Origin of the sequence: Klebsiella sp. BDA134-6 (genome assembly GCF_015601345.1) — a bacterium.
GTDB lineage: Bacteria > Pseudomonadota > Gammaproteobacteria > Enterobacterales > Enterobacteriaceae > Klebsiella > Klebsiella grimontii.
This window is the reverse complement of the sequence record NZ_CP064784.1, coordinates 2,427,262-2,442,256: the sequence shown is the minus strand read 5'-3', so window position 1 is coordinate 2,442,256 and position 14,995 is coordinate 2,427,262. Positions and strand designations below refer to the sequence as shown.

The 14,995-nt window shown below is 49.4% G+C and carries 13 protein-coding genes; 5 read left to right on the top strand and 8 right to left on the bottom strand.

The genetic code is table 11. The features are described 5' to 3' along the window. Positions 1-3 precede the first annotated feature (3 nt). A complete protein-coding gene (locus tag IYV58_RS11205; protein ID WP_004121476.1) occupies positions 4-750 on the bottom strand; it encodes a MipA/OmpV family protein in 747 nt (248 codons plus the stop codon). A gap of 426 nt (positions 751-1,176) precedes the next feature. Between IYV58_RS11205 and yeaG the strand changes: the two genes are divergently transcribed. After that, positions 1,177-3,111, top strand: a complete 1,935-nt coding sequence (gene yeaG / locus IYV58_RS11200) for a protein kinase YeaG (RefSeq protein ID WP_004121478.1) — start codon at positions 1,177-1,179, stop codon at positions 3,109-3,111. 130 nt (positions 3,112-3,241) lie between these two features. After that, entirely contained in the window at positions 3,242-4,525 is a 1,284-nt protein-coding gene (locus tag IYV58_RS11195; RefSeq protein ID WP_004121480.1) for a YeaH/YhbH family protein, read from the top strand. Positions 4,526-4,665: 140 nt separating this feature from the next. On the opposite strand, the gene IYV58_RS11190 is transcribed toward IYV58_RS11195, so the two are convergent. Further along, positions 4,666-4,992, bottom strand: coding sequence for a S24/S26 family peptidase (locus IYV58_RS11190; RefSeq protein WP_195729606.1), 327 nt, complete (start codon positions 4,990-4,992; stop codon positions 4,666-4,668). Next, positions 4,992-5,231, bottom strand: coding sequence for a hypothetical protein (locus IYV58_RS28285; protein ID WP_004121485.1), 240 nt, complete (start codon positions 5,229-5,231; stop codon positions 4,992-4,994). Before IYV58_RS28285 ends, IYV58_RS11190 begins: the two co-directional genes overlap by 1 nt. Positions 5,232-5,361: 130 nt before the next feature. On the opposite strand from IYV58_RS28285, the gene IYV58_RS11185 reads away from it, so the two are divergent. The 3 genes from IYV58_RS11185 (at position 5,362) to IYV58_RS11175 (ending at position 8,158) form a co-directional block, all read left to right on the top strand. After that, positions 5,362-5,880, top strand: a complete 519-nt coding sequence (locus IYV58_RS11185; protein WP_195729605.1) for a ClbS/DfsB family four-helix bundle protein — start codon at positions 5,362-5,364, stop codon at positions 5,878-5,880. Between the two features lie 18 nt (positions 5,881-5,898). Beyond that, positions 5,899-7,119: an ISL3 family transposase gene (locus IYV58_RS11180; RefSeq protein WP_195729604.1), complete on the top strand. Its 1,221-nt coding sequence runs from the start codon at positions 5,899-5,901 to the stop codon at positions 7,117-7,119. A 205-nt stretch (positions 7,120-7,324) separates the two neighbouring features. Next, positions 7,325-8,158, top strand: coding sequence for a radical SAM/SPASM domain-containing protein (locus IYV58_RS11175; RefSeq protein ID WP_131096123.1), 834 nt, complete (start codon positions 7,325-7,327; stop codon positions 8,156-8,158). Between the two features lie 24 nt (positions 8,159-8,182). Here IYV58_RS11175 and IYV58_RS11170 read toward each other — a convergent pair whose 3' ends face one another. The 5 genes from IYV58_RS11170 to IYV58_RS11150 all read right to left on the bottom strand — a co-directional run bounded on the left by IYV58_RS11170 (position 8,183) and on the right by IYV58_RS11150 (position 14,975). Beyond that, positions 8,183-10,495, bottom strand: coding sequence for a tail fiber domain-containing protein (locus IYV58_RS11170; protein WP_195729714.1), 2,313 nt, complete (start codon positions 10,493-10,495; stop codon positions 8,183-8,185). Positions 10,496-10,559: 64 nt separating this feature from the next. Continuing rightward, positions 10,560-13,643, bottom strand: coding sequence for a host specificity factor TipJ family phage tail protein (locus tag IYV58_RS11165; protein ID WP_195729603.1), 3,084 nt, complete (start codon positions 13,641-13,643; stop codon positions 10,560-10,562). Further along, positions 13,640-14,020: a hypothetical protein gene (locus IYV58_RS11160; protein WP_042934072.1), complete on the bottom strand. Its 381-nt coding sequence runs from the start codon at positions 14,018-14,020 to the stop codon at positions 13,640-13,642. The genes IYV58_RS11165 and IYV58_RS11160 overlap by 4 nt, the downstream gene beginning before the upstream one ends. A gap of 9 nt (positions 14,021-14,029) precedes the next feature. Next, positions 14,030-14,515, bottom strand: a complete 486-nt coding sequence (locus tag IYV58_RS11155) for a DUF1833 family protein (RefSeq protein ID WP_014838151.1) — start codon at positions 14,513-14,515, stop codon at positions 14,030-14,032. Then, complete coding sequence (locus tag IYV58_RS11150) at positions 14,502-14,975, bottom strand: hypothetical protein (RefSeq protein ID WP_042934071.1); 474 nt, start codon at positions 14,973-14,975, stop codon at positions 14,502-14,504. Before IYV58_RS11150 ends, IYV58_RS11155 begins: the two co-directional genes overlap by 14 nt. Positions 14,976-14,995 lie beyond the last annotated feature (20 nt).

Below are 14,995 nucleotides of genomic sequence, written 5' to 3'. Positions count from 1 at the left end.
ATATCAGAAGGAGTAAGTGATCCCGGTAGAAATCAGGCCGCTCCAGGATTTGTCCACCATCGGGCTATCGGTGATTTCATCGGACAGACGGGTATAGCGCGCCACGCCGTATACGCTCCAGTCGCCAAGGAAACGATAGTTTGCCGACAGCTCGAGGTACGGGTTCCAGCTGCTGTCCGGATCGTAGCTGCGCATGCCGCTGCGATTCGACTCATGTTTCGAAACACCATAGTAGTACTCGTTCTGGTTGTCGCTGTTCCACTCCACGCCAATACCCGGCGTAAGCGTCAGGTTGCCGTTGGTATAGCGATACAACCAGGCCAGATCCCATACGATACCGTTGCTGTTATCGAGGGTGTCCCCGGACAGCGCGGTGCGCAGGAAACCGTACTGCGTATAGTGTTCGTAGGAGAGCCCCGCCATCACCGTGGATTTACGTTTATCCAGGCGACGCATCTGCTGGCTATCGCTGTCGCCAGGCTTAAAGTACATCGGCGACCAGTACGCGGTCACAGAGAGCTTGTCATTGGTATCATTCCACAGGTAGTAACCACCACCTAAGCCGCGAAACCAGAAGTTATCGCTCTCATAATTAATAACGGGCACCGGGTAAACATCAGCATCATATTGCTTGTAGGGATGTTCGACGACACCCACACCCGCCCCTAAAGTGAACTTCCCTTCAGCGTGTACGGCGGATGCTGAACTCGCAATCAACACACCAAGTGCCAGAAGTTTGATTTTAGTCACGATCCATATTCCTGTTGTCAAATAATCAGCGCAGGCAGTTTAACGTTGTATACGTCATGCCTCAAATTCTTTACCAGTCATTACACTGAACTCATCATTTTCTCATCGTCAGATGACTACAAGCTGACACCTGAATGACAGCGCCATGACGCCGCAGGACAAGAGGTGCAAAAAAGAGACCGTTTTCCGGATGAGTTATTGATATGTCATTGAAATTGATTTTCTACGCCATGCAAGTTTTCCAAATGCATCTACGCTTTAATTTAGAAGAAGTAAATGCGGGGCACGTTATACAGATACTTCGCCAACCTGGCATAAGGGTTGCTGGAGTATCAGAGAGCGCTATGCAGCTTACCTCTTCCGGGGGCTCCCACTATTCATATGAACGGCTCTCAACCTGTGCTAAAAACGAAAGGACGGCATGCCATGAATATATTCGATCACTATCGCCAGCGCTATGAAGCTGCCAAGGACGAAGAGTTCACACTGCAGGAGTTTCTTACCATCTGTCGGCAAGATCGCAGTGCTTATGCTAACGCAGCAGAAAGATTGCTGATGGCCATCGGTGAGCCGGTCATGGTCGATACGGCCCTGGAACCCAGGCTATCCCGTCTCTTTTCAAACCGGGTCGTGGCACGCTATCCGGCCTTTGAAGAGTTTTACGGGATGGAAGACGCCATTGAGCAAATTGTTTCTTATCTGAAGCACGCCGCTCAGGGGCTGGAAGAGAAGAAACAGATTCTGTACCTGCTGGGACCCGTGGGCGGCGGTAAATCATCGCTTGCCGAACGCCTGAAGTCCTTGATGCAGCGTGTCCCTATCTATGTGCTTAGCGCAAACGGAGAGCGCAGCCCGGTCAACGACCATCCGCTGTGTCTGTTCAACCCGCAGGAGGATGCGCAAATCCTCGAAAAAGAGTACGGCATTCCAAACCGCTATCTGGGGACGATTATGTCGCCGTGGGCGGCCAAGCGCCTGCATGAATTCGGCGGCGACATCACTAAGTTCCGCGTGGTGAAAGTGTGGCCGTCAATTCTGGCGCAGATCGCCATCGCCAAAACCGAGCCCGGCGACGAGAACAACCAGGACATCTCCGCGCTGGTCGGTAAAGTGGATATTCGTAAACTGGAGCACTACGCGCAGAATGACCCGGATGCCTACGGCTACTCCGGCGCTCTGTGCCGCGCCAACCAGGGGCTGATGGAATTCGTCGAGATGTTTAAAGCGCCTATCAAGGTGCTGCATCCGCTGCTGACCGCCACGCAGGAAGGCAACTATAACGGCACCGAAGGGATCTCCGCCCTGCCGTTCAACGGGATCATCCTCGCCCACTCCAACGAATCGGAATGGGTGACCTTCCGGAATAACAAAAACAATGAGGCCTTCCTCGACCGCGTGTATATCGTCAAGGTGCCTTACTGCCTGCGTATCTCAGAAGAGATCCGTATCTATGAAAAACTGCTTAATAACAGCGAACTGACCCATGCGCCTTGCGCGCCGGGAACGCTGGAAACGCTGTCGCGCTTCTCGATTCTGTCGCGCCTGAAAGAGCCGGAAAACTCGAGTATTTACTCAAAAATGCGCGTCTATGACGGCGAAAGCCTGAAAGACACCGACCCGAAAGCGAAGTCCTATCAGGAGTATCGCGATTATGCCGGCGTCGATGAAGGGATGAATGGCTTGTCGACCCGCTTCGCGTTCAAAATTCTGTCGCGGGTCTTTAACTTCGACCACGCCGAGGTGGCCGCCAACCCGGTGCATCTGTTCTACGTTCTGGAGCAGCAGATCGAGCGCGAACAGTTCCCGCAGGAACAGTCAGAACGTTATCTTGAGTTCCTGAAAGGCTATCTGATCCCGAAATACGCCGAGTTTATCGGCAAAGAGATCCAGACCGCCTACCTTGAATCCTACTCTGAGTATGGGCAGAACATTTTCGACCGTTATGTCACCTACGCCGACTTCTGGATTCAGGATCAGGAATACCGCGACCCGGATACCGGCCAGCTGTTTGACCGCGAGTCGCTGAATGCGGAACTGGAAAAAATCGAGAAGCCCGCCGGGATCAGTAACCCGAAAGACTTCCGCAACGAGATAGTCAACTTCGTGCTGCGCGCCAGAGCGCACAACAGCGGGCGTAATCCAAACTGGACCAGCTACGAGAAGCTTCGCACGGTTATCGAGAAGAAAATGTTCTCCAATACCGAAGAGCTGTTGCCGGTGATTTCCTTCAACACCAAAACGTCAACCGATGAGCAGAAAAAACACGATGACTTTGTCGACCGCATGATGGAGAAAGGCTATACCCGTAAGCAGGTTCGTCTGCTATGCGAATGGTATCTGCGGGTACGTAAATCATCCTGATAGACCGGCCCGGCAGCTAACCGCTGTCGGGTTAATAATAACTGCGAAGACCCAATGACATTCAGCGGCGGGCTATTTTCCGCGCCTGAATGGCCGGGGCATAGTTGGCAAATGCAGTACAGGAGGGCATATGACCTGGTTCATAGACCGACGCCTGAACGGGAAAAATAAAAGCGCCGTCAATCGGCAGCGCTTTCTGCGCCGCTATAAAGCGCAGATAAAGCAGTCGATCTCCGAGGCCATCAACAAGCGCTCGGTGACCGATATTCAGAGCGGAGAGTCCGTCTCCATCCCAACGGACGATATTAACGAACCGATGTTTCATCAGGGACGCGGCGGCCTGCGCAATCGCGTACACCCCGGTAACGATCACTTTGTACAAAATGACCGTATCGAACGCCCTCAGGGCGGCGGTGGCGGAGGCGGCAGCGGTCAGGGGCAAGCCAGCGCCGACGGCGAAGGCCAGGACGAGTTTGTCTTTCAGATTTCGAAAGACGAATATCTCGATCTATTGTTCGAAGATCTCGCCCTGCCAAATTTGAAGAAAAATCAGCAGCGTCAGCTGACGGAGTATAAAACCCATCGCGCGGGCTATACCGCTAACGGCGTTCCCGCCAATATCAGCGTCGTTCGCTCGTTGCAGAACTCGCTGGCTCGGCGCACGGCGATGACCGCCGGTAAACGCCGGGAACTGCACGCGCTGGAAGAAGACCTCGATACCATTAGCAAAAGCGAACCGGCGCAGCTGCTGGAAGAGGAGCGGCTGCGCAAAGAGATAGCCGAACTGCGGGCGAAAATCGACCGCGTCCCGTTTATTGATACTTTCGATCTACGTTACAAGAACTACGAAAAACGGCCAGAACCGTCCAGCCAGGCCGTCATGTTCTGCCTGATGGACGTCTCCGGCTCCATGGACCAGGCGACCAAGGACATGGCAAAACGCTTTTATATTCTGCTGTATCTGTTCCTCAGCCGGACCTATAAAAACGTCGATGTCGTTTATATCCGCCACCATACGCAGGCTAAAGAGGTCGATGAACACGAATTCTTTTATTCGCAGGAAACCGGCGGCACGATTGTCTCCAGCGCCCTGAAGCTGATGGATGAAGTGGTTAAAGAGCGCTATGACCCGGCGCAGTGGAATATCTACGCCGCACAGGCCTCGGATGGGGATAACTGGGCGGACGACTCACCGCTGTGTCACGAACTGCTGGCGAAGAAAATCCTGCCCGTGGTGCGCTACTATAGCTATATCGAGATAACCCGTCGGGCGCACCAGACGCTGTGGCGGGAGTACGAACACCTGCAGTCGACCTTCGAAAACTTTGCTATGCAGCATATTCGCGACCCGGAAGATATTTATCCGGTATTCCGCGAACTGTTTCACAAGCAGACTTCCAAAATTGACACTTAGTTAAATAAAATCAGCCAGTTATATAAACTTCCTGGCTGATTTCCCCCTCTTTTGAGTATGTTTTATTTTCTTATTTAATCAATGATATGCCTTTCATTTTGGGGAAGCATTCTTCCTTTTTAAGCTTAACTTTACTCACATCAAATAGGGCTATCGTCCTGCCTCAAGTCGTTGATCGCGTGCGTAGCCACCCCCAACACTTCAACATCTTCCATCGCCTCCCCTTCTATCGATTCACCTTCGACAGTGATAAAAGAACGCCCCATCAATTTTGCAAACTGCAGTTCGCCAGCCAGGCGGATAAGAAGGACGCTTCCTTGCGTCACCTTCAGCGATAAATCGAGAACGACATAGCCGCGGTCTGTCTCTATAACCTGAGAGTTAGCGCTGATGTTGCACGCAGCCGTGACAGTAAGCCTCTGCTCTATGTAATCAGCAGCAGGTGAAGGAAAATAGCTGGCAGTCATTACATCACCCTCCCCATATTCCGCAGAATCCATAATCTGTTTTCGGTGTGATCAGGCGTCTTGTCAGCGAAACACGACTGATAGCGCTCTATCCACCGGTTAGCCTCGGAATAAGATAGATGGATGCCACGGCACACCAGAGAAGACACAAAATCGCGAGTGTGCAGGTACTGGTAGCCTTTCGAGTTCCGAAGTATCGACTCACGAAAGGCCTGGTTGATGTCTGATTGTCGAAGCATGATCCCCTCCCTGCAAATACTGTTTATACATGGGTCTTCCCCTGTTGTGGTGGGTGGTACATAATTGATTGATTTTCAAACGCCACGAAGTGCCTTTATGGTGTCTCTTTTTACATGAGAGGGAATTCTTATGAGTGTGCCGCAAACAAAAGCTGAACTGCTTTTAGCTATTGATAAAAATTTTAGTAAATTAATTAGTTACCTCAACGCAATCCCGCCAGAAATTACTTCAGATAAAGCAATGGATGGACACGCCAAAGGAACGGAGATGAGTGTTCGTGACCTCGTTTCGTATCTGCTTGGATGGAATGCTCTTGTTGTAAAGTGGATCACTTCTGATGCTAAAGGTCTACCTGTCGATTTTCCGGAAACTGGCTATAAATGGAATCAGCTTGGTCTTCTTGCCCAAAAATTTTATTCAGATTACAGTGAGTTAAGTTATGAATTGTTAGTAGCTGAACTTCAAACTGTAAAAAATAAGCTTGTGAAGCTTATTGATGATCGTACCGATGATATTTTGTATGGAAGACCATGGTACACAAAATGGACGATGGGGAGAATGATCTCATTTAACACATCTTCGCCTTACGCCAACGCTAATGGAAGATTAAGAAAGTGGGCAAAAAATAATAATATCAGTTTAAAGTAAGCATCAGAGTGAAATTATATGGACGAAAAATCTCTCTATGCCCATATCCTTAACCTGACTGCTCCATGGCAGGTTAAATCCCTTACCCTCGATGAAAATGCAGGTTCCGTTACTGTTATAGTCGGAATCGCTGAAAATACTCAGTTAACCTGTCCGACCTGCAGGAAATCCTGTTCTGTTCACGATCACCGACATCGTAAATGGCGCCACCTTGATACCTGCCAGTTCATGACATTAGTCGAAGCCGATGTTCCCCGCGTTATGTGCCCGGAGCATGGCTGCCAGACTCTGCCTGTACAGTGGGCAGGTCCCGGCAGTCGGTACACTCTGCTGTTCGAATCGTTCGTGCTCTCATGGCTAAAAATCAGCACCGTTGATGCGGTCAGGAAACAACTTAAACTTAGCTGGAATGCCGTCGACGGCATTATGACTCGCGCGGTTAAGCGCGGCCTGTCCCGGATTAAAAAGCCTTTATCAGCGCGTCATATGAATGTAGACGAAGTCGCCTTTAAAAAAGGGCATAGGTATATAACCGTGGTATCTGATCGCGACGGACGGGCGCTGGCATTAACCGATGATCGTGGCACAGAGAGTCTTGCCAGTTATCTCCGCTCGCTCACTGACAGTCAGTTGCTGGCCGTCAAAACACTCTCGATGGACATGAATGCGGGCTATATAAGAGCAGCGCGTATCCATTTACCCAATGCGGTCGAGAAAATCGCCTTCGATCGCTTCCATGTGGCTAAGCAACTGGGCGAAGTGGTTGATAAAACCCGCCAGAATGAACATCCACACCTCCCTGTTGAAAGTCGTCGACAGGCAAAAGGGACCCGATTCCTGTGGCAGTACAGCGATAAGTGGATGACAGAATCCAGGCAGGAGAAGCTGGTATGGCTGCGCGCACAGATGAAGCTGACGAGCCAATGTTGGGCGCTGAAAGAGCTGGCAAAGGACATCTGGAACAGCCCCTGGAGCGAGGAAAGACGGAATGACTGGCAGAGATGGCTGGCGCTGGCGGCTAACAGTGATGTCCCCCTGATGAAGAACGCGGCTAAGACGATAGGGAAAAGGCTGTACGGCATCCTGAATGCCATGCGACATGGAGTCTCAAACGGAAATGCGGAGGCGCTGAACAGCAAGATCAGACTACTGAGGATAAAAGCCAGGGGATACCGCAACCGTGAGCGCTTTAAGCTGGGAGTAATGTTCCACTACGGGAGGCTGAATATGGCATTCTGAGCCTTCCCACCATGATCAGGGAAGACCCTTATACATACAGTATTATTGATGCAAAATATGATCAAGGATGGTTTTGCCTATCAATCAGAATTTCTGTACATTACATTGTTTTTTTTAATCTTATCATTAACCATGCCGTCTTCTTTACACTTCGTAACATCCTATGCTATAGCATATGAACTTCTTATGCGGAGATTTGCGTGTTATGAGACTTCCTCTTGTATTAAATTCATTCTACAGGGTCTTTGCGCAGAATTTGCCAGAGGTTATAAAACCATCATTACGAGGATGGTATAATGAATTGAATAAAATAGTTACATATGGCGTTAACAAAAAAGATATTTTTACTGCATTAGACTTTGAGATAAATTCTCACTGCAATCTTGAATGCAGTTATTGCCCAGCATCTTTTAAAAATGGTCGCGGTAAAAACCTTATGCCCTTTGATACGTTCAAAAAGGCAATTGACGATCTCTCTAAAATAAATTACTCAGGGAGAATATCTCCTCATTTCTTTGGTGAGCCACTACTTGATGAACGTCTACCCGAGTTGATGGCGTACGCCAGAAAAAAACTTCCTAAAGCACAGATAGTCATTCACACGAATGGCATACGACTCAGCAAGGAAAAGTACCAACAGTGCATTAACGCAGGCGTGGATGGCTTCCTTGTAACACAGCACACCAAAAAAATGCCTAAAAATGTTGTAGACATTATTGATAGTAAATTTTCAAAACACGGAACTATAAAGGTGCGATCAATTGAAGATTTAACTCTGTTCAACAGAAGTGGCCTGGTAAAGCCTAAAAAAGAACGAAAAATGAACCGCTGCTACTATTTATCGGATGAGATATCTATTACACATAGCGGAAATGTTGTATGTACGAATGATTTCGGCGAAACCCATATATTTGGTAATGTTAATGAAAGTAGCTTGCTTGATATCTGGTATAGCAAGGAGTTTGTAACTGTAAGAAATGAATTAAAGCGTGGTGTGTTTAAACTTGATATGTGCAAACGATGCATTGGGCAAAAGTGAGCCCTCAAATAAGAGGGCTACTTGCTAAGAACTTAACTTATCCTCTATTCTTTTAATTTTTCTTCTCAGGCATGCAGCCTCTAAAGATAAACACTCCTCATATCTCAAGTTATAGCATGATCCTGCTTCAATTGCTGGCTTGATTAATTCTGGAGCCCTCTCGGCAACAAAGACAGCTTCCTGATGGTATGCTGGAATAATACAGGCATCCTTCGTCACTACTCCATTTTCGTCTACCTCAGCAGGCAAATGCCGTTCAGGAATATCAACCTCTGGTATGTTTACTTCCGGAACATACTCTGAGTAGACCGCCTCTTCTGCTGGCCATTCATCATAACCAATGAGCCCATAATCCATCGCGTCAATACCATGTCTTTCAAAAGCGGCCTTGATAGCTTGTGAAATTGCACCAATGTGCCAGCGTGCACTTTCCCACCCCTTCTCAGCCACAGATGCTTTCATTTTATAAATAACCCAGGGGTTGATTGACTCCCAGGCATCAAGAACTGCATCTGGAATAGACAGAGAATCTACGCTCCCATCCTCGCTACCAGTCTTCATATTTGAGTCAGACGTGACAATGGGGGCATTGACAAGATATGCATTTCGGAATCGACCAGCTCCTGCAAATCCAAGATCATCAACACCGTCAGCATGTGGATTAAGGTGGCGAGTGATTGTAGCTGATGCAACCATGTTAATGGTTGCAAGAGCCGTTGCATCACCACCACTCACAGTTATTGTCGCGTCATTCCCGCCTGATTTTAAACCGCTTGTTCTGAAGGCTATAGTTTGCGTACTGGCAGTACTTGCTTTACCAAAAGTTTGGGTGTTCTTCCCGAATGTCATTTGTACATCATTGTTATCAACTCCGATAAAATATGCATTCGTGACATTATTAATGTTGATAGCCGTATCAACATCTCTGATTTGCACTCCGTACAAAGATCCATTTACCCCACCGCGCACGCTATGAAGAGTACCTATTTTGTATGTACCAAGATTTACTACGTCGACACCCCACACGTTCTGGTTATAGGCCTTGTTGTTGATAACGCCAAATTCAGCGGCTACCGCATAGTCTCCGTAACTGTTAGTATCAATTGAAACGTTAACATTCAAGCCCCAACCTTTCGTGAAGGCATTGATAACAGCCGAAAGTCCGTTAGTCGGAGTTACTGGCGTTATCCCTCCGCCGTACAAATACCAGCCAGATACATAGATAGTTTGCCAGTCTGGAGACCAACCTGTAATAAGCCCTGAATATTTTGTCCCTAACGTATCAATAATCATCCCTACACGGAGGAATTTTCTCGCATTAGCAGTTAGTGCACTAGTGAATGTAACGCTATTAGCAGTAAATGTAGTTCCAGTAAGAGTTGTAATTAACTGGGGTAATTTTACCTCTCCGTAAATTGCAGCAACATCACGATCAGGATATGAAGCCAATCGACTTGGAGTCGTTATACCAAGGATTTCAGGGCCATCCGTTAAGTCTTCGCCAAGTTTCTGTGATCTAGTTGAGAAACCACAAACGTAGCCTGCAGAGCCATGTGGGTAAAAGTTTGTCTGACGCCCTTCTCTATGAACCCGTCCATTTAGATATTTAGGATTTATTATTTTAGCCCCATGACTCAAAACCCACGTTACATCCCTGTTCCCAACATCCAGATAATCATTAAGGAGGTACTCCCCATCATTTACATAAACTATGCAAGAATCAGGGCGAGGAATATCAGCAGACTTTCCAACTCCTGCAATATTTGATGCCGGAGCCTCTTTGGCGGCCTTTGTGAAGTAAAGATCCTCTACTGTCACTCCATCACCGGTCGCACCTTTTTGCTTTACAGTGATAAAATGAAGCGCTTTCTCGACATTTCCCCCCTGCGCAGCTCCAGATAACGAGGCACCAGATGTTGACGCCAGTTCTTGCCTTAATGTATCCCCGTCCATAAGAACAAAGTGAGTGACGTCGTTTACAAAGCTTCCCGCCGTAGTACCTGTAGTTGAAAAACCAACGTTAGTCGCAGCATTCAGGCGATAATACTGATTATCATATCGGATGTACTGATTACGGGCACTGAACTGAAACGGACCGTTTTCGTAATCGCCAAGGAAAAGGTAACCAGAGGAAAGTAGGAATTGCTGAAAACGCGTCTCCTGGCTGGTCATTTGACGATCATACATCTGCTCCATCCCGAACCAGGTGCGGCGAAGTACAGCGAAACGATCCGGCAATGACTCTGATTCCCGGCCATTGACTAACTTATCCAGATTGGTTGCGTTCTTCAGCAATACCTGTGGTGATGTCGAGCCAAGCTTTTCGTTGTCGGCCATACATTGTGCTCCAAAAATGAAAAACCCGCCGAATGAGGCGGGTGAATGGGTGCTTTTTAAAAAGTTAAGCGACGTCGCCGGGGTAGGTAGCGTCGTCGTAGCTGTAGAAAATTTCTTTGTATTCCGGGGCGGTGACCTGGCAGGTGCAGTCATCAGATGGGACTATTTCCTGAACGATACCGTGCCGGGCCCCCTTCTCACTGTCACAAAACAACAGGCGAGGTAATTCAACATCCGGGTCATCCATTGTCCAGTCTTCCGGGTGTAGGTCGTCGTTGTACGGTATAGTAAGGGTGAAGTCATCGACACGTGTCGGCGTTAGCAGACGAGTCGACGGCCGTCCTCCCTGAAACTGAATCCAGCAGCGCGGATTAACATAGCTCCAGTCAAGAAGTTCAGTGACTGTTAACGTGATAACTTCATCATCGAATGTCACGCCTTCTATCAGACAGCTGATTGTTTTACCCGTCGGTATATCATCAGAAAGAATGATGTGATCACCAAACTGGTAACACCAGCCAAGAAGCTCAGTTGTGCATTCATAGGTCCTGCGCTGATGCAGATATTTCATGAGCCTACGCATGCCTATTCGATATGCACGATCTGCTGTCATTACAATGCCCAGTGAGTACGACTCCACTTTGCGAGGCACAGGATTATCAGTCGTCCGGCACTGAACGATTTCTTCTGCCCAGGTAACCGGATTAATGTATGTGACGTCAACACCGTCATAATCATCATCAGAAGGTGCCCTGAATGAGGTCTTCATTTCCTCTACCGTATCCTGGGGGGTAATGATCCCGGTCCAGCTTTTGATACCTTCTCGCCCGGCAGATAAGAGCCCGTCTGACAGCAAAAAGTAACTCATGCCTGCTTCGGTGATTTTGTCGAAAATATCTTTCGCTGAAGCACTGTCGCTACTTGCCTCATAGTCAAAATATTCTCCCCTTGGCGCCCACCAGGCAGTTTCAAGAGCATTTATCGCAGAGGTATCAATCTGGTTTGCGTTAAAACCCAGACTGCCTGCTACATGACGAAATGCGCCGCTAATGGTTCTGTTTCCCCCTCCGTCATATTCGCGGGTAGCGACCACGCTGACGCGCCTGTCAGACTGTGCCGCCAGCTTCCCCCCGGTTTCAACGGTAATTGCCCAGGTTGTTACACCTGAGTAGGATACGGGTCTTGCCAGAAGCCTCCCCCTTAAAGCCTGCCAGTACATATTGTCGCGCGCGTTATTGCTGCCCTGCTCGTTCCGGCGACGGCACCGCACTTCGACCAGGCCGGGAGAGTCGAGCGAAAATCTTTCTGTGTACCCCAGCCCATTAATGTTTTTGAGCGCGTATTCGCCCTGCTTGCTGATCCACCCGGAGCCGGTGCCATAAACCCGATACTGAATCTCCCACTCAACATGCCGGATGCGTTTCTTGCCCTTGTTATCAAAACCGCAGATACCGTTAGGAAAGGAGAAATTCATCTCAAAGGCGTCCACAACTTCATTTTCCGGACAAGCCAGGAACGGCCCCAGCCAGCTCAGCGTGTCGTTAATCCCCGTGGCTTCATAGTCAATCATCGTTCTGCTGGAAAATCCTGGCCACGAAGCATCAGTCGAACCATTGACCAGACGAGTGACAGTTGCCGTCGTTCCATCAGCAGAAACAACCTGATATTCATTGCCCCGATGTGCGAGCGAAAGACGCTGAGTGCCCTCCGGTACCCCGGCGAACGCAGTCCCGGTGGCACTGTTATAAGCAAGGGTCACATTGGCAGTAATTGCAGCGCTACCGCCAGTTGAGGCGCTGCCAGAGGTATAAACAGGAGCATCTCCAAACACAGAGGACGGAAGCGAAGAAGATGTGATCGCTCCACCTGCAAACGGACTCGCTTCTTCAGTGATCAGCACCGTTCCGCCATTGTCACGCGCTACCAGTCCTGATCCCGTCAGTCCCTCAGTGATAGCTGCCAGAAGGCCGGACATATTCACATAATCAGCAACAAGAGAGACGGTATAAGTTGTTCCGTTCCAGGTCACCGTAAACGTTGTGCTGCCCAGCGAGAAATCGTAAGTTGTCGGTGCCGCGCTGGACTGAATTTTAGCCGCACTGCCGCCCTCTCCCGGGACGGCATCCTGCCCCGGCGTACAGGCTGCAATAAAGAGATCGTAATCAATGCTGTTAAAACTCAGCGTTACCGGCATCCCAACCACCGGCGCGATTTCAGTCAGTAGTTTGCTGGCAAATACGCTGTAACCTGATGAGGTGGAGATAAGGAAGTTGGTGGGGGCTTTAATCTCAACGATAGTTCCTGCGACCCAACTTGCAGGCAGAGAGTTATCATCCTCGTCGTCATCGTCACCATCATCCGTGTCGAGCCCTGTGAACGTTACGGATGCACCAGAAACAGTCATGCTGTCAGCAATAATATCGTCGGAATCAGGCGACGTCTGGGCCATATCCAGCCCTGTTCCGCTTGATGTTCCGCCGACTTCTGTCGAGTTGAACCAGTTTTCACTTCGCGGATCAGAAGATACGTCCTCTCCTGGTTGGTACACCTTATCGCTGAAACCATCACCCAGCGAGGCTGCCGGGGTTTCTCCAATCCGTTTATCTCCCCCCGTAAACGAAAACTTTCCCTGCCCGACACAGAGAAACATTTCGACCGTCATTCGCGTTGGATCATCGTGGTCAAAACGGGTAACCGGCTGCACCAGATAATCAGGATAGATGCGGCATCGACCAAACACCTCACGTATCGGGTCTCCAAGTTTCGCCGTGTTAGCTTTTGCAGGGTTTAGCTCCAGCGAACGACCGCTACCCGATGAATAACCTCCGAGGTCGACTTTCGGCCCGAAGAACAAAGAGTAGACAGCACTGGCAGCTGATATCGCAACAGAAACCCAGACGGCAATTTCCAGCCCGGTTCCATAAGGAACAGGATAAATTCTGACATCACTGTCCGGGCTCAACCGGCAAAGCGGCCACTCATCGGGAGGAAGTGTGCGACCATTTAATTCAACGGCAACTGGCTGCGATTTGTCCTGGCTGTACCCTGGAACATTTCTGACCATCCATTGATGCAGCGTAATATTGCCGTGCTCATGAGTTTCAAGCGGTTCTCCGGGGAGCCGGGAAGGGTATATTCTTATCGTCATTGCCAGAACTCCACACGGTTAAACCGACGGACAAATCGCGGAAGAGGTAGAAAGGTGACATTGGTTCCCGGATTACATTCTGCAACCTGCAACTGGCCATCCAGTAAAACGACGATACCAACATGCGTCACGGTTGATCCTGAATAACAAGCTACCCCGGCCCCGACACAAGGCTCACAGCGTGTGAGGGATTTCATAAACTTCCTGGCCTCACGATCGAGCCCTCCCTCATCTTTCGTCACGCCGGAAAAATCCGGCCATAACGGGAGAAGGAGATCGCCGCGGATTTCATTGATAATGCCGAAACAGTCGAGCCCAGGATAAACGCGCCCGCCCTTCAGCCATTTGACCGAAAGGTATTTATCAGAATTGAACATGTGAATACCTCAGGAGGACATGTAACGAAGACCGGGATGTTCAGCCAGGTTATAACGATTTCGCGGCCAGGCCGTTTTAAGGATGTTCATATATCCGGCAGTTACCTGCACCGCTGTTGCCGTCCACGATCCGGATTTCACATCAAGGGTGTAAGGCGATGCCGCAGGTGCAGATAAATCAGAGGAGATATACCGCCGAAAAGTCAGTGTTGCCGATTTCATTTCGTCCAGAATTCTGTCAATCGCATCAGATACCACACCGTCAACATTACTGATGGCAAATTTCAGGTCTTGTGTGCCGTCGGCATTCCTTGCAGGTAATGCAATATCGATAGCGCATCCCTCAAAAGTTGCCTGCTGCCCGTCTTCTAATGTGACAGTGATATTGTCCCACCCACGGGTAAGCCAGTAGTTCTGATCACCTGCCGTGATCTGCAACGTGTCGTGAATGACTTCAGAGCCGCTACTGGCATAAAGTTGCTCAAGAATCGTCATGCTTTGGCCACTCCTTATTCAATGCAATATCGAGCAATGACTGGCCAGCGAGCCATTCCGGATAATTGCCCCACCCGGCAGGCGGTAACGGACGTTCCCATAACTCCAGCGTTGCGCTGTACTGCCAGTATTTGGGTGCGACAAGTGTCGGACCTTCGTAAATATCAATGAACCTGGCTTTGTAGGGCTTTACCCCGATCGGGGTCTGGAGCCTCAGATAGAACCAGGACTGTCCGTCTTTCAGTGCGTCCCGGAAAAAGGCCTCAAACACCTGCGCCAGCGCATCAGTCTGAAAAATCCATTTCACTGATGCCTGAGTGGGTGTTGAGGTGTATCGCCGCCTCTGCCTTGCGCGACCGGACGTCATTTCCGTTCGCAGTAAAGGTGATATGGGCTTAAAACCGTACCCGTCCATAAGTGGCATGGGCAGGTACTCATCCGGATAGATAATATCCGCCATTAACTTTCCCTCCGGGCAGT

Bases quoted from the DNA above. Each gene is read 5' to 3' on its own strand.
- yeaG (WP_004121478.1), top strand. From the start codon at position 1,177: ATGAATATATTCGATCACTATCGCCAGCGCTATGAAGCTGCCAAGGAC.
- IYV58_RS11195 (WP_004121480.1), top strand. From the start codon at position 3,242: ATGACCTGGTTCATAGACCGACGCCTGAACGGGAAAAATAAAAGCGCC.
- IYV58_RS11190 (WP_195729606.1), bottom strand. From the start codon at position 4,992: ATGACTGCCAGCTATTTTCCTTCACCTGCTGCTGATTACATAGAGCAG.
- IYV58_RS28285 (WP_004121485.1), bottom strand. From the start codon at position 5,231: ATGCTTCGACAATCAGACATCAACCAGGCCTTTCGTGAGTCGATACTT.
- IYV58_RS11185 (WP_195729605.1), top strand. From the start codon at position 5,362: ATGAGTGTGCCGCAAACAAAAGCTGAACTGCTTTTAGCTATTGATAAA.
- IYV58_RS11180 (WP_195729604.1), top strand. From the start codon at position 5,899: ATGGACGAAAAATCTCTCTATGCCCATATCCTTAACCTGACTGCTCCA.
- IYV58_RS11175 (WP_131096123.1), top strand. From the start codon at position 7,325: ATGAGACTTCCTCTTGTATTAAATTCATTCTACAGGGTCTTTGCGCAG.
- IYV58_RS11170 (WP_195729714.1), bottom strand. From the start codon at position 10,495: ATGGCCGACAACGAAAAGCTTGGCTCGACATCACCACAGGTATTGCTG.
- IYV58_RS11165 (WP_195729603.1), bottom strand. From the start codon at position 13,643: ATGACGATAAGAATATACCCTTCCCGGCTCCCCGGAGAACCGCTTGAA.
- IYV58_RS11160 (WP_042934072.1), bottom strand. From the start codon at position 14,020: ATGTTCAATTCTGATAAATACCTTTCGGTCAAATGGCTGAAGGGCGGG.
- IYV58_RS11155 (WP_014838151.1), bottom strand. From the start codon at position 14,515: ATGACGATTCTTGAGCAACTTTATGCCAGTAGCGGCTCTGAAGTCATT.
- IYV58_RS11150 (WP_042934071.1), bottom strand. From the start codon at position 14,975: ATGGCGGATATTATCTATCCGGATGAGTACCTGCCCATGCCACTTATG.